Origin of the sequence: Haladaptatus sp. R4 (genome assembly GCF_001625445.1) — an archaeon.
Lineage (GTDB): Archaea > Halobacteriota > Halobacteria > Halobacteriales > Haladaptataceae > Haladaptatus.
This window is the reverse complement of record NZ_LWHG01000011.1, coordinates 38,751-57,613: the sequence shown is the minus strand read 5'-3', so window position 1 is coordinate 57,613 and position 18,863 is coordinate 38,751. Positions and strand designations below refer to the sequence as shown.

General features: G+C 61.3%; 24 protein-coding genes and 1 tRNA gene. 12 read left to right on the top strand and 13 right to left on the bottom strand.

Annotation, left to right across the window (positions count from 1 at the left end):
* Nucleotides 1-370: 370 nt before the first annotated feature.
* Together A4G99_RS03995 and A4G99_RS03990 are read right to left on the bottom strand one after the other, a co-directional pair.
* Nucleotides 371-443: transfer RNA gene (locus A4G99_RS03995), tRNA-Gln, on the bottom strand.
* Nucleotides 444-566: 123 nt separating this feature from the next.
* Nucleotides 567-1,232, bottom strand: coding sequence for a helix-turn-helix domain-containing protein (locus A4G99_RS03990; RefSeq protein ID WP_066139723.1), 666 nt, complete (start codon nucleotides 1,230-1,232; stop codon nucleotides 567-569).
* Nucleotides 1,233-1,349: 117 nt separating this feature from the next.
* Between A4G99_RS03990 and A4G99_RS03985 the strand changes: the two genes are divergently transcribed.
* The 3 genes from A4G99_RS03985 (at nucleotide 1,350) to A4G99_RS03975 (ending at nucleotide 3,842) form a co-directional block, all read left to right on the top strand.
* Nucleotides 1,350-2,516 carry an FAD-dependent monooxygenase gene (locus A4G99_RS03985; protein WP_066142283.1) on the top strand — a complete coding sequence of 389 codons (1,167 nt, stop codon included), beginning with the start codon at nucleotides 1,350-1,352 and terminating at the stop codon, nucleotides 2,514-2,516.
* Nucleotides 2,517-2,578: 62 nt separating this feature from the next.
* Nucleotides 2,579-3,157 carry an IMP cyclohydrolase gene (locus A4G99_RS03980; RefSeq protein ID WP_066139720.1) on the top strand — a complete coding sequence of 193 codons (579 nt, stop codon included), beginning with the start codon at nucleotides 2,579-2,581 and terminating at the stop codon, nucleotides 3,155-3,157.
* 25 nt (nucleotides 3,158-3,182) lie between these two features.
* Entirely contained in the window at nucleotides 3,183-3,842 is a 660-nt protein-coding gene (locus A4G99_RS03975; protein ID WP_066139717.1) for a metallophosphoesterase, read from the top strand.
* 100 nt (nucleotides 3,843-3,942) lie between these two features.
* Here A4G99_RS03975 and mdh read toward each other — a convergent pair whose 3' ends face one another.
* Together mdh and A4G99_RS03965 are read right to left on the bottom strand one after the other, a co-directional pair.
* Nucleotides 3,943-4,860, bottom strand: a complete 918-nt coding sequence (gene mdh, locus A4G99_RS03970; RefSeq protein ID WP_066139714.1) for a malate dehydrogenase — start codon at nucleotides 4,858-4,860, stop codon at nucleotides 3,943-3,945.
* A gap of 211 nt (nucleotides 4,861-5,071) precedes the next feature.
* A complete protein-coding gene (locus A4G99_RS03965; RefSeq protein WP_066139711.1) occupies nucleotides 5,072-5,752 on the bottom strand; it encodes a class I SAM-dependent methyltransferase in 681 nt (226 codons plus the stop codon).
* 156 nt (nucleotides 5,753-5,908) lie between these two features.
* Between A4G99_RS03965 and A4G99_RS03960 the strand changes: the two genes are divergently transcribed.
* From A4G99_RS03960 to A4G99_RS03950, 3 genes are all read left to right on the top strand, one after another.
* On the top strand, nucleotides 5,909-6,349 hold the full coding sequence (locus A4G99_RS03960) for a hypothetical protein (RefSeq protein WP_066139708.1): 441 nt from the start codon (nucleotides 5,909-5,911) through the stop codon (nucleotides 6,347-6,349).
* A 48-nt stretch (nucleotides 6,350-6,397) separates the two neighbouring features.
* The gene (locus tag A4G99_RS03955) at nucleotides 6,398-6,988 is read left to right on the top strand and encodes an ATPase involved in flagella biogenesis (RefSeq protein WP_066139705.1); all 591 of its coding nucleotides are present in this window, start codon (nucleotides 6,398-6,400) and stop codon (nucleotides 6,986-6,988) included.
* A 100-nt stretch (nucleotides 6,989-7,088) separates the two neighbouring features.
* Nucleotides 7,089-7,943 carry a universal stress protein gene (locus A4G99_RS03950; RefSeq protein WP_066139702.1) on the top strand — a complete coding sequence of 285 codons (855 nt, stop codon included), beginning with the start codon at nucleotides 7,089-7,091 and terminating at the stop codon, nucleotides 7,941-7,943.
* A 2-nt stretch (nucleotides 7,944-7,945) separates the two neighbouring features.
* Here the strand turns inward: A4G99_RS03950 and A4G99_RS03945 are convergent, their stop codons facing one another.
* Nucleotides 7,946-8,929, bottom strand: a complete 984-nt coding sequence (locus tag A4G99_RS03945; RefSeq protein WP_150123072.1) for a prepilin peptidase — start codon at nucleotides 8,927-8,929, stop codon at nucleotides 7,946-7,948.
* Nucleotides 8,930-9,033: 104 nt separating this feature from the next.
* Between A4G99_RS03945 and A4G99_RS03940 the strand changes: the two genes are divergently transcribed.
* Nucleotides 9,034-9,624: a DUF3238 domain-containing protein gene (locus tag A4G99_RS03940; RefSeq protein ID WP_066139699.1), complete on the top strand. Its 591-nt coding sequence runs from the start codon at nucleotides 9,034-9,036 to the stop codon at nucleotides 9,622-9,624.
* A 53-nt stretch (nucleotides 9,625-9,677) separates the two neighbouring features.
* Here the strand turns inward: A4G99_RS03940 and fer are convergent, their stop codons facing one another.
* Together fer and A4G99_RS03930 are read right to left on the bottom strand one after the other, a co-directional pair.
* Nucleotides 9,678-10,067 carry a ferredoxin Fer gene (fer, locus tag A4G99_RS03935; protein ID WP_066139697.1) on the bottom strand — a complete coding sequence of 130 codons (390 nt, stop codon included), beginning with the start codon at nucleotides 10,065-10,067 and terminating at the stop codon, nucleotides 9,678-9,680.
* A 99-nt stretch (nucleotides 10,068-10,166) separates the two neighbouring features.
* Nucleotides 10,167-11,351 carry an inorganic phosphate transporter gene (locus A4G99_RS03930; RefSeq protein WP_066139695.1) on the bottom strand — a complete coding sequence of 395 codons (1,185 nt, stop codon included), beginning with the start codon at nucleotides 11,349-11,351 and terminating at the stop codon, nucleotides 10,167-10,169.
* 76 nt (nucleotides 11,352-11,427) lie between these two features.
* Here A4G99_RS03930 and hisA point away from each other — a divergent pair, with 76 nt between their 5' ends.
* The gene (hisA, locus tag A4G99_RS03925; protein WP_066142277.1) at nucleotides 11,428-12,150 is read left to right on the top strand and encodes a 1-(5-phosphoribosyl)-5-[(5-phosphoribosylamino)methylideneamino]imidazole-4-carboxamide isomerase; all 723 of its coding nucleotides are present in this window, start codon (nucleotides 11,428-11,430) and stop codon (nucleotides 12,148-12,150) included.
* Nucleotides 12,151-12,165: 15 nt separating this feature from the next.
* Here hisA and A4G99_RS25055 read toward each other — a convergent pair whose 3' ends face one another.
* Nucleotides 12,166-12,345: a hypothetical protein gene (locus A4G99_RS25055; protein WP_150123034.1), complete on the bottom strand. Its 180-nt coding sequence runs from the start codon at nucleotides 12,343-12,345 to the stop codon at nucleotides 12,166-12,168.
* A gap of 122 nt (nucleotides 12,346-12,467) precedes the next feature.
* On the opposite strand from A4G99_RS25055, the gene hisB reads away from it, so the two are divergent.
* Nucleotides 12,468-13,055, top strand: coding sequence for an imidazoleglycerol-phosphate dehydratase HisB (gene hisB / locus A4G99_RS03920; protein WP_066139692.1), 588 nt, complete (start codon nucleotides 12,468-12,470; stop codon nucleotides 13,053-13,055).
* On the opposite strand, the gene A4G99_RS03915 is transcribed toward hisB, so the two are convergent.
* Nucleotides 13,056-13,616, bottom strand: coding sequence for a putative glycolipid-binding domain-containing protein (locus tag A4G99_RS03915; RefSeq protein WP_066139689.1), 561 nt, complete (start codon nucleotides 13,614-13,616; stop codon nucleotides 13,056-13,058).
* 84 nt (nucleotides 13,617-13,700) lie between these two features.
* Between A4G99_RS03915 and A4G99_RS03910 the strand changes: the two genes are divergently transcribed.
* From A4G99_RS03910 to A4G99_RS03900, 3 genes are all read left to right on the top strand, one after another.
* Nucleotides 13,701-14,204 carry an ACT domain-containing protein gene (locus tag A4G99_RS03910; protein WP_066139686.1) on the top strand — a complete coding sequence of 168 codons (504 nt, stop codon included), beginning with the start codon at nucleotides 13,701-13,703 and terminating at the stop codon, nucleotides 14,202-14,204.
* 81 nt (nucleotides 14,205-14,285) lie between these two features.
* The gene (locus tag A4G99_RS03905; protein WP_066139683.1) at nucleotides 14,286-15,065 is read left to right on the top strand and encodes a trans-aconitate 2-methyltransferase; all 780 of its coding nucleotides are present in this window, start codon (nucleotides 14,286-14,288) and stop codon (nucleotides 15,063-15,065) included.
* An 83-nt stretch (nucleotides 15,066-15,148) separates the two neighbouring features.
* A complete protein-coding gene (locus A4G99_RS03900; protein WP_066139679.1) occupies nucleotides 15,149-15,793 on the top strand; it encodes a YigZ family protein in 645 nt (214 codons plus the stop codon).
* A gap of 18 nt (nucleotides 15,794-15,811) precedes the next feature.
* Here A4G99_RS03900 and A4G99_RS03895 read toward each other — a convergent pair whose 3' ends face one another.
* The 4 genes from A4G99_RS03895 to A4G99_RS03880 form a co-directional block, all read right to left on the bottom strand.
* A complete protein-coding gene (locus A4G99_RS03895; protein ID WP_066139677.1) occupies nucleotides 15,812-16,999 on the bottom strand; it encodes an inorganic phosphate transporter in 1,188 nt (395 codons plus the stop codon).
* A 66-nt stretch (nucleotides 17,000-17,065) separates the two neighbouring features.
* Entirely contained in the window at nucleotides 17,066-17,716 is a 651-nt protein-coding gene (locus A4G99_RS03890) for a TMEM175 family protein (protein ID WP_066139676.1), read from the bottom strand.
* 91 nt (nucleotides 17,717-17,807) lie between these two features.
* Nucleotides 17,808-18,497: a DUF5828 family protein gene (locus A4G99_RS03885; RefSeq protein ID WP_066139674.1), complete on the bottom strand. Its 690-nt coding sequence runs from the start codon at nucleotides 18,495-18,497 to the stop codon at nucleotides 17,808-17,810.
* Nucleotides 18,498-18,605: 108 nt separating this feature from the next.
* Nucleotides 18,606-18,830 carry a hypothetical protein gene (locus A4G99_RS03880; protein ID WP_066139671.1) on the bottom strand — a complete coding sequence of 75 codons (225 nt, stop codon included), beginning with the start codon at nucleotides 18,828-18,830 and terminating at the stop codon, nucleotides 18,606-18,608.
* Nucleotides 18,831-18,863: the final 33 nt, after the last annotated feature.

Sequence of the window (18,863 nt, the reverse complement as noted above, 5' to 3'; positions counted from 1 at the left end):
ATCGCTATCACGAAGTACGAACTGACGCCTGCTTGCGATGAGCAGTGAGTAACCCAACAGAACGGCGTATAAACGTGTAGTATCGTCTATCATAGAAACATCGGTTTCCCTCTATGTTGTTTCGACTTAGGCTGGAAGCGGTGCGGATAAGGTTCGCTTTCCGTAGGGAGTCAAACGTGAAACCGCGCTTCCGACCCTGCTTTTAGCTGTTGCCGAGAAGAAATCGGTTAATAATGGTATTATCCGGCGTGATACCGGCTCTCTGACGGCGGTTTCGATATTCGCCAGTCGAAACCGTAGATCGGACGTGTTTGAAATCCTATCGACGATACAGCGGTCGCTCTTACAAAGGAAATCGTAAAATTTCGAGTAGTCCCACACGGATTCGAACCGCGGTCGTTGCCCCCAGAAGGCAACAGGATTGGCCACTACCCCATGGGACTGCTGTCGTCCAGCGACTTGGTCGCTGAATCTGCATTCAACGGTAGCACAGTTCCGTATTTCAGTGTTTCGAACCCGGCCGAGCGTTGCATCCTGCTATCATGGACGTCGATTCGGCAACGAATCTACCGACTCGCGGCCACGAGCGACGAAATCAACGTCATCTCGATACGTTGTAACTGTTTGCTGATCGTTCCAGGAGCGACCGAGAGTTCGTCTGCTATCTCTCGATGCGTCGTTTCCCGTGGCATCTCGTAGTAGCCCTCTCGGACTGCCACCGCCAACACCTCCTGTTGGCGGTCGGTGAGCGTTGCGACCGGATCGGAAATCGATGGCGAGTACTCGCCCATCCGTTCGAGTTCGATTCCGAAGTCGGGAGGAACGTCGTTCAGTGCGGCACTCAGTGCGCGTTCCGTTCCCAAGAACGTGACCCGGACGCCTCGGTCGGTGCCGGTATCGACGAATTCGACCGGCCATTCGAGGACGATTTCGTGATCGAACAGCACACCCAACAGTGCGTCCATGAGCGGCGAGGACTCGTAGTGGGTGTACGTGATGCCGTCGCTTCCGGGTGGAACGTCGAAGTCCAACACCTCCGGTGTTTTCCGTAACAGTTCGCGTATCCGCGCTGAGTCCCCCCGAAGTCGGCTCAGCTCGGCGTACGTCCCGCCACGAACCGGGTTGATGTAGTAGGTCGTCTCGATGGTAACGTCCGATGCGTTTGCCACCGCATCGTCGAGCGGATGGAGGTCGCCCGCATCCCACCGAACGACGACTGTTGCATACCTCATGTCTCCCTCATCTATTCGTTCCCCGTGACGGTTCGATATCGACGACTATCTCTTATAAAGATCGGTGGCATGCTAGAGAACAGACCGACGATTCCCAAGTTCGTACCCGTCGTTACGATGACAACAGATGTACGATACGGTACCGACATGCGAGTTCTCGTCGTTGGTGGTGGAATCGCCGGGCTGACGCTGGCGGGACTGTTGGAAGGGAGAGGATTTTCGCCCGACGTCGTGGAGAAGTCCGAAAACTACGGCGGCCTCGGCTACACGCTCAGCCTGTGGCCCGCAGGGTCGAACGTGTTGAAGGGACTCGGTAAATACGACGAACTCCTCGGGGACGCCGACCAGTTCGAGGAGTACCACGTATTCAATCACAACGGAGAACAGCTACACGAGTACGATATGGGGAGCCTCGCGGACGAGTACGGTGAGACGTTCCTCGTTTGGCGACCAAACCTCATCGACGTGTTACAGACGACCGTTTCGGAGGGGACTATCAGGATGGGGACGACCGTCACGGACGTCGCCCAACACGCCGACGGAGTAGACGTCACCTTCACCGATGGCACGACTGGAACGTACGACCTCGTCGTCGGTGCCGACGGTATTCACTCGACAGTTCGGGAACTGGTGTTCGGCGACGTGGAGTTGACCTACCACGACATGACCGGGTGGGCGTTCTGGGTCGATCCCTCGATGGCGACGACGGGCGAGGTACAGGAACACTGGGGCGCGGGACGGTTCGTCGGACTGTATCCGACCGAAGACAAGTTGGCGTGCTTCCTCGCCGCCACCGCGCCGGAAGGAACACCGGATCCGGTCGACGAACGAATCGAGAGGATTCGAACGACTTTCGACGATATGAGCGGCCTGGTTCCGGATATTCTCGACGAGATAGACGATCCGGCGACGATGTGGCACGACGATTTCTACGACCTCCACATGGACGAGTGGACCAAGGGACGTGTCGTCCTGATCGGCGATGCCGGACATGCAATCCTGCCGACCGCTGGCGTCGGTGCGTCGATGGCGATGGAATCGGCGGCGGTTCTCGCGGACGAGTTGACCCGCACCGACTCGAAGTTTATCGAACAGGCCCTCTCCCACTACGTCTCCCGTCGCCGTGATCGGGTCGATACGGTACAGAAGAAGTCGCGTCGACTCGGTTCGTTCGTCATGGTCGAAAACTACCTCTTGGCGGGTATCCGCGACCAAGGCGTGAAGTTCTACTCCCAAGAACGGATGGAGGAGTATTTCCAGGAGTTCCTGTCGAGCGAGATCTGAGATAACACCGTATGCTTGCACAAACCAGCACGTATTTCCGTCCCAATTACGCATGTTCGTGTATGTACATCGGACGCTTCATCGTCGTCGGACCGGAGACAGGCGCGTATCGAGTTTCGTCGCGGTCGTTCCCGAATCGGAAGGCGGTCGCGCGTGAGGACACCGTCACTGTCGGGCCGACCGAGGACGCGCCGGAGACGGACAACCCGTATATCTCGTACAACTGCGCTCGCATCGTCGGCGACACGGCCGTCATCGGCAACGGTTCGCAGGTGGACCCGATCGCGGAGAAGATCGAACTCGGCTACCCGGCGCGCGATGCTCTCGCCGAGTGTCTGCTCTCGCTGGACTACGAGAAGGACGACTACGACACGCCGCGAATCGCGGGGACGGTCGGCGAGGAATCGTACATCGGTATCGTCCGACGCGATGCCCTGCTGGTGCGGGAAGTGACGGAACCGACGCTCGTCGCAACCTACGAGAAGGACGCACCGGAGTCGTTCGATTTCGAGGCTGACAACGCCGAGAGCGCGGCGAGCACCGCCTACGACCTCGACTTCGAGCATCCCGTCTGTGCGGTCGGCGTTACTCGCAACGGCGGAAACGACGGATTCGACCTCGCTGTCGAGAACGGGAATTAAGGCACCGCCGAACGTATCTCCCGACATGAAAGTCGGTATTCTCTCGGACGTTCACTCGAATCGCATCGCGCTCGATGCCGTTCTCGATGATATGCCCTCCGTCGAGGCGTTGCTCTGTGCCGGTGACGTGGTCGGCTACAACCCGTGGCCCGCCGAATGCGTCGATATCGTCCGCGACCGAGCCACGGCGTGCGTGATGGGCAATCACGACCGAGCGGTCGTCTCGGAGACGCCGTTCGCGTTCAACGGCATGGCGCAGGCGGGCGTCGAGCACGCTCGTGACGAACTCAACGATTTGCAACGGGAGTGGCTCGCCCGCCTTCCGGACTCGCGTCTCGCGTGCGATGGCCGCGTGAGAATCGTCCACGGTCATCCGGACGACCCGGACCACTACACCTACCCCGAGGAGTTCGACGCCGACATGCTCGGCGACGAGGACGTCCTCGTCATGGGTCACACGCACGTCCAACATCACGAAACGTACGACGAGGGTATCGTGATGAACCCCGGCAGCGTCGGCCAACCGCGCGACGGCGACCCCCGCGCGGCCTACGCGGTTCTGGACCTCGACGACATGACGGTGGACGAACGACGCGTCGAGTACGACATCGGGACGGTGCAGGAAGCGGTTCGGGAAGCCGGATTGCCTGACAAGATCGGCACGCGATTGGAGTTGGGTCGGTAGTCGCCGTATCGAGGTTTCGCGAGCCGTTTCCGTCGCCTCTTACTTTTCTCGTCCGCATCGCGTCCAAAAAAGAACTGACTGTGAGTCGCTCGAAACTCGCTTACTCGATCTTCTCGTACTGCTCCGCGAGTTTGTCGGCGGCCTCGCCGAGTTGTTCGCGCTCGAACTCGGTGAGGTCCCACTCGACGACTTCCTCGACACCGTTCGTACCGAGTTTGACGGGGACGCCGAGTGCGACGCCCTCGTGACCGTACTCGCCTTCGAGTTTGACGGAACCGGGGAGCACTTCGCCGGTGTCACGGATGACGGCTTCGACCATGTGGCCGACGCCCGTCGCCGGACCCCACTGGGTCGCGCCCTTCTTCTCGATGACGTTCATCGCGCTCTCTTTGAGCTCGCCGAGAATCTCCTCTTTCTCGTCGTCCGTGAACTCGGGGTCGGCACCGTCGATGCGGACCTTCGAGAAGACCGGCACCTGTGCGTCGCCGTGCTCGCCCATGATGGTCGCTTCGACGTTCTGGACGGGCGCATCGAAGCGCTGGCTCAGCACGTAGCGGAACCGGGCGCTGTCGAGGCGGCCGCCGAAGCCGATAACTTTCTCCCGTGCTCGGTCGCCCGTCTCGTAGAGGTGACGGTTGAGCAGGTCCACCGGGTTCGAGGTGGTGATGGTGACGAAATCGTCGTCGTTGTGCTCGGCGATGGAGGACCCGATGTCCTCCATGATGGGTGCGTTGTCACCCGCGAGGTCGATACGCGTCTGTCCCGGCTGGCGCGGAATCCCGGCCGTGATGACGACGACGTCCGACCCGGCGGTGTCCTCGTAGGTGCCCTGTCGAACGGTCGTGTTCGAGTCGTAGGCGGCCCCGTGGTTCACGTCGGCGGCCTGTCCAATCGTCTTGTCTTCCATGTCCGGAATGTCCACGAAAACCAGTTCGTCCGCGACGTCACGCAGTGCGATGTTGTAGCCTGCGGCGGCTCCAACAGTGCCTGCCGCACCGACTACGCTTACTTTCACCATATCACCTAAAAGACGCCCTGCTGTTTGGTTAAATCCTCCGGAAGCGGGATTCTTCGCGCGACCATCGATGATGTGTTTAGAGGCGTCCGCCGTTACGGACCGAATTTGAGGTTACCGCGGTTGACCGTTCGCTTCGAAACGACTCCGTTTCTGGCGAGAAGCGCGAACGACGAATCGAGTCGTCTCGAACTTCGACCGGAAATGAAGGGGTTCAGGGCGCGACGCCGACCGTCAACAGGGTACCAAACTCGCGGTAGCGTTCGACCATCGCCTCGCGCGTCTCCCAGCTGTCGGTCGGGAACTCGGATTCCTCGGGAATGTCGATTTCCCGGTCCGGGATGTTGTCCTGCTCGGCGACGTACAGTCCCGCGTCGCGGAACGCGTCTCGATACTCCGCGGCGCTCCAGCGCGTCATCTCGACGGCAATCGAGTCCTGCCACCCGTGGGAGTGGACGTTCTCCTCGTAGTAGTTCACCGCACAGAAGACGGTCCCACCGGGGCGCAGAATCCGCCGAACTTCCCGAAGCATCTCGTGGGGATTATTCGCGTAGTAGAACGCTTCCATGGTGAAAACGTGGTCCACGCTGTCGTCCGCGAACGGCAGGTGGTCGAAGTCGCCGACGAGGTACGACACGGCGGAATCGTCCGTGTACCCGTACGCGTTCCGCGCCATCTCCGGCGACCCGTCGAGGCCGTACACCCGTCCCGCGCCTTTCGTCTCGCGGAGTGCGCGCCCGGCGTAGCCACTCCCACAGCCCAAATCGAGTACCGTGTCTCCTTCCTCGACCGGCATGCGAGCGAGCGCGTATTTCGCCGTGTGCCAGTGGCGGTCTTCCATCCCTTTGTCGCGGCCGTCCGCCGCCCAATCGTCGAACTCCTCGCGGACACTCATGCACGGGAGAACGGGCGTCCCCGACAAAACGAGTTCGGAACGTGCCGAGTTCGAGCCACATCGAGTTCGGAACGCACCGGGTCGGAAGCGTATCGACCGAAAAACACGGCAATCCGAACGGCCAGCGCTTTATTTCTCGACTCCGTTTCGAGCGATATGGTCGGTTCGAGAAAACGATACGCCTTCGCCGATACGGCCCAGCAGATTCTCGGTGGGTTTCTCCTCGCTGGTCCGTTCGTCGTCACACAGGAGGTGTGGGACGTGGCGGCGACGATGTCGCTGATGCACGCCGCCGCGACCGTCTGCCTCGTCTTTGGAATCGGGTACGGTGCACTCTACAAAGCGGACCACGACCGTGACCCGGACCGCGAGGCGGACGTGGCCGGGATTCCGACCCGCTTCATCTCGCTCATGCTCGTCTCCTTCGGGTCGGTCGCTATCCTCGCAATCGTGTTCGCCGCGCCGGAGACGTTCCTCCACGACGGCCTCTTCGACGGTCACACGTCCACCGATGTCCTGTTCACGACGGCGAAAGCCGTCAGCGTCGGGTCGGTCTTCAGCGTCGTCGGGGCGGCCACCGCCGACACCGTGTTCTGACGTCCATTCCCGCATATTTTAAGTCGGTGCCACTAGTTACCGGACCATATGGATTACCAACTCGACATCGAGAACACGCCCGATTCGATACCCGGCGGAACAGGCGTCCTTCTGCTACACCCGAGTACCGGCGAAACCGACCGAATCGACACCGATTTTCTGAAAACTGACACCGACCGCTTCCTCGTCATCTCGACACGGACCACGGCCCGCGAGGTAAAACAGAAACTCGACCACTACGACGTGGACGAGAGCAAAGCGGACATCCTCGACACCCTGAGCATCGAGCGGGGCTACTCCCGCCGAAGCACGAACGACGTCCATTACGTGTCGGCCCCCGACGACCTCGAAGGCATCCTCTCGGTCACGGAAACGTTCCTGACCGAAACCGACGGCAAACGCCGTATCAGCTTCGACTCCATCACCGAAATGGCCTACTACGCCGACGAACAGCGGGTGTACGAGACGGTCGAGAAAGTCCTCGGACTGCTCGAAGAGAACGATGCTGTCGGCCTGTTCCACCTCTCGAAAGGCGTCCACGACGAAGTGCAAATCGAGCGCTTCCTCGGCCTGTTCGACGCCGTCGTCGATTTGGACCGGGATGGAAACGTCGACACCGATTTCTCGAAAGTGAACTGATATCCGTCGAGTTCAGCGACGTCGCTAACTATCTCCACCCGAAACGCTCCCCTCTCGGGGGAGCTAACGCTTTTGCCATCGGCCACCGTATGTCTCGAAAATGGGGGGAACGAGTGAGTATCGCATCGCCGTCGCCATCGCCGACCCCGCGAACGCCGCGCAGTTGACTCGAACCGCCGTCGATATCGCACGTGAACGGGACGGTGAGGTGCTCGTCCTGCGGGTACTCGTGACCGAGCGCCAATCGCCGTTCGCGCTCTACAACGACGACGTCATCATCCGCGAGTTCGGCGGGGAGGAACAGGAAATTCTCGACCGCGTGGTCGAAACTGCACGGGGTGCGGTCCCGGTCAGCGGGCAGTTGCTCGTCTCCTTCGATGTCGCTCGCGCACTCACGAACGCCGTCGTGGAATTCGACTGCGACGCGCTCCTCGTCGGTTGGCAGGCGCGCGAACGGCCGAGCGAAATCGTCCTCGGGAGCAACATCGACCGACTCGTCGCCAGAACCCCGTCCGACGTTCTCGTGGAGAAAATCGGCCCTGCGGACGGCGTGGATTCGATTCTCGTCCCCGTCGCCGAAGGCCCACATGCCGAACTCGCGGCGGACGTCGCCCGTGCCATCGCGGTGGCGAACGATGCGGAAATCAATCTCCTCCGCGTCGGAGCGGAGGACACGACGGCCGAGCGATTGCTCGCCGGTATCGCGGCCCGCGTGGCTCCCGCGGACGTGGACCGGGAGGTTCGAACCGGATCAGTCACCGACACCGTGGTCGAAGAAGCGTCGAATCACGATATCACGATTCTCGGCTCGACGCGACAAGGGATGCTCCGACGGCAACTCGTCGGATCGGTTCCGCAAGCCGTCGGCCGACGCGCGGATACGACCGTCATCATCACTCGCCGGGAAGTCGGCATTCGGCCACGACTCACGCGATTGGTTCGTGAAACTCTCTAAAATCAGATGGTCGCCAGTCCGAGGACGGCCAGCGCACCCGACAGGATGTCGCCGTAACCCAACGCGACGACGAGTCCGACGAACAGCGGGACGATGAACGGAATCCCCGGCGACACCCACATCTCGTCCTTCGTCACCAGCACCTCCAACCCGTCGCGGAGCTTTTTCGGCGTCGCCCCGTAGGCTCCGTGGTCGATGCTGTCGAGGAAGTGGGCGGCACCCCACGGGTCCTCGTAGCCCTCCGATTCTATCGTCGGTTCGCGTTCGATCACCGTCCCGCCGTCGGTCACCATACCGTCAGTTGGCGGGTTCGATTCCGCGGGCAGGCTTGCCGGGTCACGCAGGTCGTTCGCTCCGTTCCTGAGGTCGGCCAGTGTCGCCCCGCGCCACCGCAGATACATCCGAATCGCGTCCAAATCCACGCCGTTACGGGTCACTCCGTCCGGGGTCTCCAGCAGTCGGCCGTGGGCCGTCGGGATTTCGCCCCAATCCACGACTCGCCCGACGAACATCACCGACGAAAGCCGTCCGGTGGCGAAGTTCGTGACGAACAGCGCGGCGGGATACAGCGCCCCGAGCAACACCGTATTCGTCAGGATCGTCAGCGAGAACACCCCGAGGACGGTTCCTTGTACGGGATACGTTTGACTGCCGAGGTAGTACGTCGGATAGGACGGAAACAGGGCGGCGACCACGAGAAACGCCTTCATGTCCGCGCCGCCGAAGGCTCGGAACCACCAGAAAGCGACGACGAGCGGCGCGACGAACCCGAGACTCACCGCGACGTGAAAGAGGAACAGTTTTCGTTGGAACGGCGACGAACCCATCGCGGTCACCCCGTCCCAGACGAGCAACACGACGGCGAGCGCCGCGAGCGGATACCACGTCTTGTTGGGCACCCGCCGCGTCTTCACGTCACGCCACGCGGCCCATCCGAAGACAGGGACGGCGAGCAGTCGGAGGAGGTCGGGAATCGAAGTGTGCACCAAACGGTAGCCCTCGGTGAGATGTTTTAGCTGTTACGGTATATCTGAAGGAAATTGAATATTTCCCACTAATTTTATTTTGTCTTGGTTTGTTCGAGTATCCTATGAGTACAGGGGACGTCTCCCTCGTAAAAATACGGGGCGCTGCTTTCATCCCATCCACCTGGCTTTCACGCCCGAGCGCGGGCGACGGGATGCTCGAATTCAAAGGTGACGACCGTGAATTCACGCCACACGCCGTCAACACCGGTCGGTGCCGCATCGAACAGGAAGCGGTGGTCGATTTCACAAACGGAACGCTCCTCTCGTTCGCCGACGCCGGACAGTCGGTAGAGCGCATCACCTACCCTGACGGAACCGAAGACCGACGAAGCGGGAAAGCGTCGGCGGGAGGAATCTTCTGCACCGACCCGCAGTGGCACGACGATTACGTCGAGTTCGACATGCACGCGAGCGCGAGTAACCCACTCCGTGCACACGCCGACCCGGTCGATTACCACCTCGAAGCCGTCGTATGGAACGACGGAGCCGTGTACGTTCACGGACATCACGACGGCTTCCCGTGCTTCGAGTTCTACGTCCAGACCGACTTCGGCGAGTTCCGACCGCTCTACCGCCACGACTATCGGGAGACGGGCGATGAACCCCTCGCGCTGGCTGGACCGATGGAGTACGAGTTCGAACGCAGTCTGTGAGACGCGTCGCTCTCGAATATTGCCTAAAAAACCCCTTCCCGAACGCCGTTCGTTTATATGACGCGGTTCTGCAGGTAGTCGAGGTGCTTTGCGTTGTAGACGATCTTGACCTCGTCCGTCGCCGGGCTACCGATGCAGGTCAGGCGAACGTTCTTGTCTTCGACTTCCTCGTCGCTGAGGATCTGCTGCATGTCCATGTCGATCTCGCCCTCTTTGATGATGGCCGCGCAGTTCGCACAGGCACCGGCGCGGCACGAGAAGGGCCAGTCGTAGCCCTGTGCCTCGGCGGATTCGAGGATGTATTCGCCCTGGTTAACTTCGAGGGAGCCGTAATCTTCTTCGTCGAAGCCTTCGCCAGCGGCCTTCTCGAAGAGATCGTCGTCGTTGATATCCCAGCCCTGATCATCCAGCACTTCGTAGTTGAGGTATTCTACGGTAGGCATCACTCGGGGTTTGGTCGGCGGTATGGTTAGTAGTTGTTGTTTCGTCTGCTTGTGGTGATAAATCAGGAACGATTCGTTCAACTCCCGAATTCCCTACAATCAGCTCGGCGAGAGGGGAACGATAACGAACAGGAGATACGACGCGACGGCCGAGATGGACGGCGTCAAAATCCAGAGGACGATGACGCGGCCGGTCGTCGATGGATCGAACAAGTCCCGCGCCTTCAACGTCTCCGGCTCCTCTTCGCCTATCTTCGCCACTTCCTTCTGTTCTTCGGGAAGCACGTTGACCGTCATCTCCTTGCGTTTCTCCCCGTCGTCGCCCCGCACTGCGGCGGTAGCCGCATCGGAGATTCGCACCGTCCGCGTCGCTCGTCCCCAGCCGAGCCCGACGATACACATCGTGGCGCTCACTGCGAGGCTGGCGGGAATACCGATCGCCGAGAGGAACGTGATGAGACTCGCGCTGACGATTTCGACGATGAGTGCCGCCAGCAGGGGCAGGTCGGTCAGGTCGTTCCCGACCGTATCGAGCGTTCTCCGTGCGATAGTGAACGCACCGAGTGCGATTGCAGCACCCGCGAGCAGGACGCCTTGACTCCCGGTGATGTCGCCGCTTCCGACGAGCGGTGCGACCGCGTTGGCGACGTTCGATGCGCCCGCCGAGAACGCCATGTAACAGCCGATGCCGACGACGAGGATCGTCACCATGACCTCCTTCGTCGTCGCGTTCGAGGAGACCGTCGGATACGGTACCGAGCCGACGCGGTTGAACTCGAACAACGGCTCCTCCGACTGTTCGAGTTTGAACCACACGTCGAGGTACGGATACAGATAGCGACCGATGACGGCACAGATCCAGAAGGCCGTAATCGGTGCGAGAAGCCATGCCGAGACGATTCGGAACATAACCCCCTGGTTGAGGGTTCCGGTCGCCGCTCCGAGCCCTGCGATAGCTCCGACGGCCGTCATCGAAGTGGACGCAGGGACGCCGAAGAGGTTCGAGATGAGGAGGGCCAATCCGACGAAGAAGAGGACGCCGACGCTGGCAACGATTGTGAACCGTAAATCGACGATATCGCTGCTCATCGTTTTGATAACGTTTCGTCCGACTGTCCAGCCACCGAGCACCGCGAACGCCGTCATCAACGTGGCTGCACCGAGTTTCGAGACGGTCTTGCTCCCCACCGCAGGGCCGAACGCCACACCGGTCGAAGAACCACCGATATTAAATCCAACAAACGCCGCGACGGCAAGACCGACGAGTAGCAGAATTTCGACCATACTCTTACATTCGTCCCTACGTCTTAAACGGTACCGACTCGGTTGGGTTTAGGGCCCACCCCACCTAATGCAGAGTATGTTCCCGACGTTCGAAGTCATCCCTGCCGTCGATATGCAGGATGGAGAAGTGGTACAACTCGTTCAGGGCGAAAAAGGCACGGAGACGACCTACGGCGACCCCGTTGACGCCGCACAGAAGTGGATCGAAGGCGGTGCGGAAACGCTCCACCTCGTCGACCTGGACGGCGCGTTCGAGGGCGAGCGCAAGAACGCCACCGCGGTCGATGCGATTTTGGACGCCGTCGACGTCGAGGTCCAACTCGGCGGCGGTATCCGAACGGTGACCGACGCCATCGACCTCCTCTCGCGCGGCGTTGATCGCGTCATCCTCGGCACCGCCGCAATCGAAAACCCGGATATCGTCGCGGAGATCAGCGAATCGTTCCCCGGTTCCGTGATGGTGAGCCTCGACGCGAAGGACGGTGAAGTCCTCGTCTCCGGGTGGACGGAATCGACGGGGCTCGACCCGGCGGAGGCGGCGACGCGATACGAAGACCTCGGCGCTGGTGCGATTCTGTTTACCGATGTCGACGTCGAAGGACAAATGAAGGGCGTCCAGACCGATCCCGTTCGGCAGGTCGCCGAGTCGGTCGAGATTCCAGTCGTCGCAAGCGGTGGGGTCGCGTCCGTGGACGACGTTCGAACGCTTCGGGATGTGGGAGCGAGCGCTGTCGTCGTCGGAAGCGCTCTCTATCGAGGAGAGTTCTCACTATCGGACGCGAAGCGTGCGCTCGACTAACGAATATCGTCGAGTCTAACGGGTTTCTCCAGCAAGTCCTTTGAGGGCGTCGGGCGCGTCCCCGAGGCGCGGCTCCGCAAGCCCGTAGGCACCGAGGGCGGCCATCGGTGCGCCGAGGGCCAGGCCGGGCATCGTTCCACAGAGGAGGATGCCGACGGCGACCAACAGGACGCTGAGCATATCTCGCTTTAGCACGAATAATCATACGAACGCGGGGGTAAATATATTTGCGTCAGACATATGTCTGTCTTCCAGAGTGGTTTCGCTGATTTACCACGAGCGGAATTCCCTTGTAGCCACGGCCAAATCACATAGGTATGAGCGACCGAACCGCCGCCGTGACCCGTGAGACGGCGGAAACGACCATCGAAATCACGCTCGACGTGGACGGCGACGGCGACTCCACCGTCGAGACGGGAATCGGCTTCTTCGACCACATGCTCGATAGCTTCGCCCGCCACGGCCTGTTCGACCTGACGGTTCGCGCCGACGGCGACCTCCACATCGACGATCATCACTCCGTCGAGGACGTGGCCATCACCCTCGGCGAGGCGTTCGACGAGGCGCTCGGCGACAGGCGAGCGATCCGGCGATTCGCCGACCGGAAGGTTCCGTTGGACGAGGCAGTCGGCGACATCGTCGTGGACGTGAGCGGACGTCCCCTCTTCCGATTCGACGGGGAGTTCTCACAGGAGCGCGTCGGCGACATGACCAGCCACATGGCGAAACACTTCCTCCGCTCGCTGGCGATGAACGCCGGGCTAACGCTCCACGCGGGCGTCTACGGCGAGAACGCCCACCACGAGATAGAGGCCCTGTTCAAGGCCACCGCGCGAGCGCTGGACGACGCGACACAGATCGACGACCGGCGGAGCGACGTGGCGAGCACGAAGGAAAGTCTGTAGCTACGGGGACACCCGCCCGAACACGCCCGGATAGTCCACCACTACTCCGTCGGAATCGACGGGCAGGTCGGCGGTGAAGCCGCTTTCCAGACTCTCGTAGCGAAACACGCCACCTGACGAACCGAGCGACTCCAAACCGGTGTATCGCTGTTCGACCTGTGTCGCCGTCATCGCTGGCACGTCGAGATAGACGACGGAAATCGTCTCGGACTCTCCGGAATCCAAATCGAGTCGCCGAATCGGAATCGTGTTCGTGAACGGCGTAACCGAAATGTCCACGTCGCGGCATCCCGCGAGTTCCGGTGCCCGAGTGCCGTCCTTCGTCCAGTTTCCGTCCCCGTCGTGTTCCAGTTCGATCCCCGACCCCGTCCCGAGCGGGTCGATTTCTACCCGCCGAACCGTTCCGGTCCCGTCGCAGTCCACACGATAGCGAATCCGGAACGGTTTCTGCTCCCTGATTCCCACGACGACTCCGTCCGCGCCGACGGCGTCGTCGAATTCGACGGAGAGGTGTTCCGTACTGACCCCGTCTTCCGACTCCCAGACCACGTTCCGTTGCATAGTTTTCGGTCGAAGTGTGATTCGATAAACACTCGCTTCCGACCCCAACAGGACTAAATCGTCGGGCACGTCTATCCGACAAGGATGTTCGACAGAATCATGCAGAAGTTCGAGGGCAGTCCGAGCCAGCAACAGGTCATTCGGCTTCTCCTCGAACGCGGGTTCTCGGTCAGCGACGAGGGACGGGTGGTTTCGGGCAGTATCGAGATTCCGAACACGCAGATAGCGCGCGAAATCGGGGTGGACCGTCGCGTCGTCGATTCGACAACGGACGCGATTCTCAAGGACGAGGAAATGCGCCGTATCTTCCAGAACATCTCCTCGATTCCAAGCCTGATGGATTTGGCACCGGTGCTCGATCTATCGGTGTTGACCATCGACGTGCGGAACGCCGACGAACCGGGCATCGTTGCGACTGTCACCTCCTTGCTGGCGGATAACGATATCTCCATCCGCCAGACGATCAGCGAGGACCCGGAGTTCACCGACGACCCGCGCCTCTACCTCGTCACGGACGAGGACGTACCGGGGGACGTGCTCAACCAATTGAAGAACTTGGAGTTCGTACACCAGATCCAACTGAGCTGAGACGTTCCGGACACTGGAACACCGCGAACGGAAATCTGTTCGATGGGGAGATAGAAATAGGACCGACGTGAAACCGGCAGTATGAATCAACCGGACGAAGGCACGGAAAACGAGTGGGACACGACCGATTACGACGAGGGGCACTCCTTCGTCTTCGAGTACGGAGAGGGCGTCGTCGATCTCCTCGAACCGAAGACCGGCGAGCGCGTCCTCGATCTCGGATGCGGGACCGGCCATCTGGCCGACCGAATCGCCGGTTCCGGGGCGGACGTCGTCGGTCTCGATTCCTCCGCGGAGATGATATCGGAGGCACGCGAGAGCTATCCGGAGTGTCGGTTCGTCCACGGGGATGCACGCGATTTCTCGTTCTCGAAGCCGTTCGACGCCGTGTTCTCGAACGCGGCGCTCCACTGGGTCTCCGAGCAGGACGCCGTCCTCGACTCCATCACCGACGCGCTCCGACCCGACGGTCGGTTCGTCGCCGAATTCGGTGGAACCGGGAACGTCGCTACCATCCTCGATGCAGTACGGGACGTCGCGGCCGACCGTGGCTACGATATCGAGAACCCGTGGTACTTCCCGAGCGTCGGCGAATACACCGCGAAACTCGAAGCACACGGCTTCGAGGTGCGCTACGCGACCCTGTTCGACCGCCCGACGGAACTCGACGGCGGCCCGGACGGACTGTCGTCGTGGCTCGGGATGTTCGGCGACGGACTCTTGGCCCCGATTCCTGACGGCGAGCAACGAGCGGTCGTTTCCGCCGTTGAGGATAGTCTCCGCGATGACCTATTCGAGGACGGGACGTGGACCGCGGATTATCGCCGACTTCGCGTCATCGCCGTCAACGAAGCCGAGTGAGCACCGTGCGCACGCGAGCCGAAATCGTCCCCTCCGCAACGAAATCCACGCCTTTTCGGTGTCGCCCGCCGAACCGGTGAACGATGGCTGGCACGACGTACCGGACCGTGGCGGGTCGAGGGGAGTCGGCGTTCGAAGTCCGTGGCTCGGAGTTCATCGGCTACGTGGCACCCGTGGACAGCGTCGAATCGGCCGAATCGTTCATCGAGGAAATCGGGGAACTACACGCCGACGCGACCCACAACGTGCCAGCGTACCGCGTTCAAGGTGGGAACGATTCCGGCGACGGATCGGACGACCTCGGCGGGTTCGTTCGGGAATGGTCGAGTGACGACGGCGAACCGACCAGCAGTGCGGGGAAACCCGCCTTGAACGTCCTCCACCAGCGTGATATCGAGAACGTGGTCGCCGTCGTCACGCGCTACTACGGCGGGACGAACCTCGGCGTCGGCGGCCTCGTTCGAGCCTACTCCCGCGCCGTCAAAGAAGCGGTGGACGATGCCGGAGTCATCGAGGAACGCCCACATCGCCGTCTCGATATCTCGGTCGAGTACGACGATTCGGGTACCGTCCGCGGTATTTTGGAGAGCGAAGGCGTCGAATTCGACGCCGAGTACGACGAATCCGTCGGGTTTTCCGTTCGAGTTCCGGTCGAGGAGAGCGACGCGCTGTGTGACCGACTGCGAAGCGCGACGAGCGGCCGGGCCGACATTCGACCCGACACCTGACCGCCATCCTATTTTCGATCAGAAAACCGCGTTGGCCGCGCTGAACGCACCGTAACCCACGCCGAGCGCGAGCGCGAGCGAGAGTACCCACGCGAGGATGGTGTACACCATCTTCTTTCCGCTGACGCCGCCACCGCTCGCGGCGAAGCCGCTGCCGATGATCGTGCTGACGATGATTTCGTTGAACGAGACGGGAATGCCGAAGAAGACGGCACTCTGTGCGATGGCGAACGCCGGAATGAGTGCGGCGATCGACCGCCGCGGCCCAAGCGCCGAGTAGTCCTGTGCGAGCGCCTTTATCATCCGGGGTGCGCCCGTCCACGACCCGGCGAGCAGGCCGAGCCCGCCGCCGACGAGCACCGGAACCAGCGGAATCGAGTACGGGTCCAACAGCGGGAGCAGCGGCCCGATGGCGAGTCCGACCTGACTCCCACCTGCGGAGAACGCCACGAGGCCCCCAAGTGCGAGCAGGAACCGACGCTGTCCGCGGTTCAGGTCCGAACTCAGTTCGCGTCGGAGCGCGAGGGCGACCAGTCCGCCGAGGACGAGCGACGAGAGGACGATGCCGACATCCACGCCGCCCACGGTCGGAAGCTGGAGATGCACGCTGACCGCTTGGGCGATCGAGTCGCTTTCGCCCGGCGGGCCGAGGAAGACGAACCCGACGTTGGCGATGATGAGGCCGACGACCCCTCCTAAAAGCGGAATAGAAACCGTCTCCGAGACGTCCTCACGTCGGAGCACGCGAGCGGTCGCGTAGGCGATTCCCCCGCCGACGAACGGCGTGAGTATCCAGAGGGAAACTATCTGTTGGTACTTCGGCCACGCCGGGACGCCGCCGAGCGCCAACCCGACGCCGACGATCGCGCCAGTGACGGTGAACGCGGTGGCGATCGGATAGCCGGTGAACACGCCGATTGCGACCAGAATCGCCGCCGTCAGCAGTCCCGTCGTCGCGGCGAGCGGCGACAGCTGTACGCCGTGAATCAGTTGCCTGCCAACCGCTTGGGAGACGTTCGCTCCTTGCAGCGCCGCCCCCAGAAACCCGAGAATGCCGACGAGAAACCCCGCACGCATTACGGAGAGGGCGTTCGCACCGACTGCCGGGGCGAACGGGGTCGAGCCGCTCGACCCCGCTCCGATGGCCCACGCCATGAATAGACTCGCGACCCCGGCGATAACGACCGTCAGCAACCCTCCAGCCATATCTATCCGATATAGCGTCTCGCGTCAATAGTGTACCGACTGATATCGGTTCCCGACACCGTGTTTTCAGCGACCATCCGACCCCCGCCCTGATACTTCGACACTTTCGATGAGCCGTGATTGCAACGCGGCGTTTATCGGAATCAGAAGCACCCACAGGAAGATCGCCACCGTCGAATCGAACGCGGCGACGAGTATCGAGGCGACGAACACCAGCGGCGAGGCGAGAAACCGTGCCGCCTGAATCCCGACGGTACGTGAGGTGATTCCCTCTTCGATGAGTTCGCTCCGGGAAGCGTACAGCCAGAGGGCGGCGAGGCTGAACCCAGTGAGTGTCAGCACACCAGCGAGAAACATCACACCGAATCGTCCCGGATAGGTGCTGAACATGCTGGTCGCGTACGGGACGAACGCAACCATGAGTAGAAAGAGGAGGTTGAGCCACACGATTTCCTTCGTGTGCCGCTCGACGTGGACGAAAACGCGTCGGTGGAGTACCCAGTAGAGGCCGACGACCGAGAAACTCAACACGAACCCGAAAAACTCGTTCCACTGTTCGAGGACGCGGGTCGGAAGCGCCGATTCCGAAGCGCCAGTCGGGACGACCGGTACCGTAATCTCCAACACTAGTAGGGTGATGGCGATGGCGATAACCCCGTCACTGAGCGCGAGGAGTCGATCGGTCTCGTCCGACTCCCGTCGAAATGGAAGTGACATATCATGTCCTACGTCATCGATCAACAATCGCATTGTGCCCATTCCTGCCGGTTCGAGCACGATCCTCGATATCGAGAAAAATCCGGTTCGGTCAGGTTCTGTCGGCCCGTGGCCCGCCGCTTCGTTTCGGTGCTTCGACGCCTTCTGCCGCTTCGACCGTCTCGGTCTGTTTTTCGGTTTCGACGTGCCAACGGTCGATCTCGTCCTCGTACGCCGTGAGCGAATCGGATACCTCGTTCTTCAGGTGGTCGTCGTTGACGTTCACCTCGAAGATGAATCCTTCCTCGCCGTCCTCCATCCGACTCGTCTGTTGGATGTTCGCGCTGACGAGTTCGTTGTCGAAGTAGTACGGCGCGAGTTGTGTCATCACCTTCTGATACACCGTGTCCTCGACCTTCCGGATGGCTTTTCGGCTTGCGGAGTCGGCGGCACGCGCCACGTAGTTCACCGAGTCCTGCCATCGGTCGACGGCACCTTCGGTGTCGTCTTTTTCCAGTTTCTCGTACGATTCGGTCAGTTTTTCACCCGCTGTTCGGAGATCGTCGTCCGGGGATTCGCCCGCTTGTTCGCCCTTGCCCTCGCTGACGTGTGCTTGTTCCGCCGTCTTCTCGGCGACGTCCTCGCCGAGTCGCTCGTGCGACTTGGGTCGCCACTCGTCCCATTCTCGGAATGCCTCACCCGACACGTCCGCCTCACGAAGGGCTTGCGTGATCCGCTCCCCGTGCTCGACGATGTCTCCCCAGCTACCTCGGAGTTTGAAGCCAGAGATGCTCTCTTCCATTCGATTACTCGCTCGTATGTCCTACAGGGTATTATCTTTTACCGCCAATTTGCGTGAGAAGCCCTCTCACGCGCGATTCTTCGAGTTTCACAGTTTGTGCCGGTTAGATTATTCGCCTCGAAAATTCCCGTACGTTACTCGCTCAGCGTACGTATTCAGTCGATCTTTCGCGCGTCCGAGCAGTTCGACGTGGCGGCTCACCGCCCGCATCTCGTCCTCGTCTACCTCGATTCGTTCGTCCCCGTAGATGTCGCGCGCCTCGCCATCTTCGGTCGCGTCGATGACGGTCGAGAGACCGCACCGACCACACGCTTCCGTCCGTTTACCACCCATAGTTCGCCGTACGGACGCGACCGTGTTATGTGT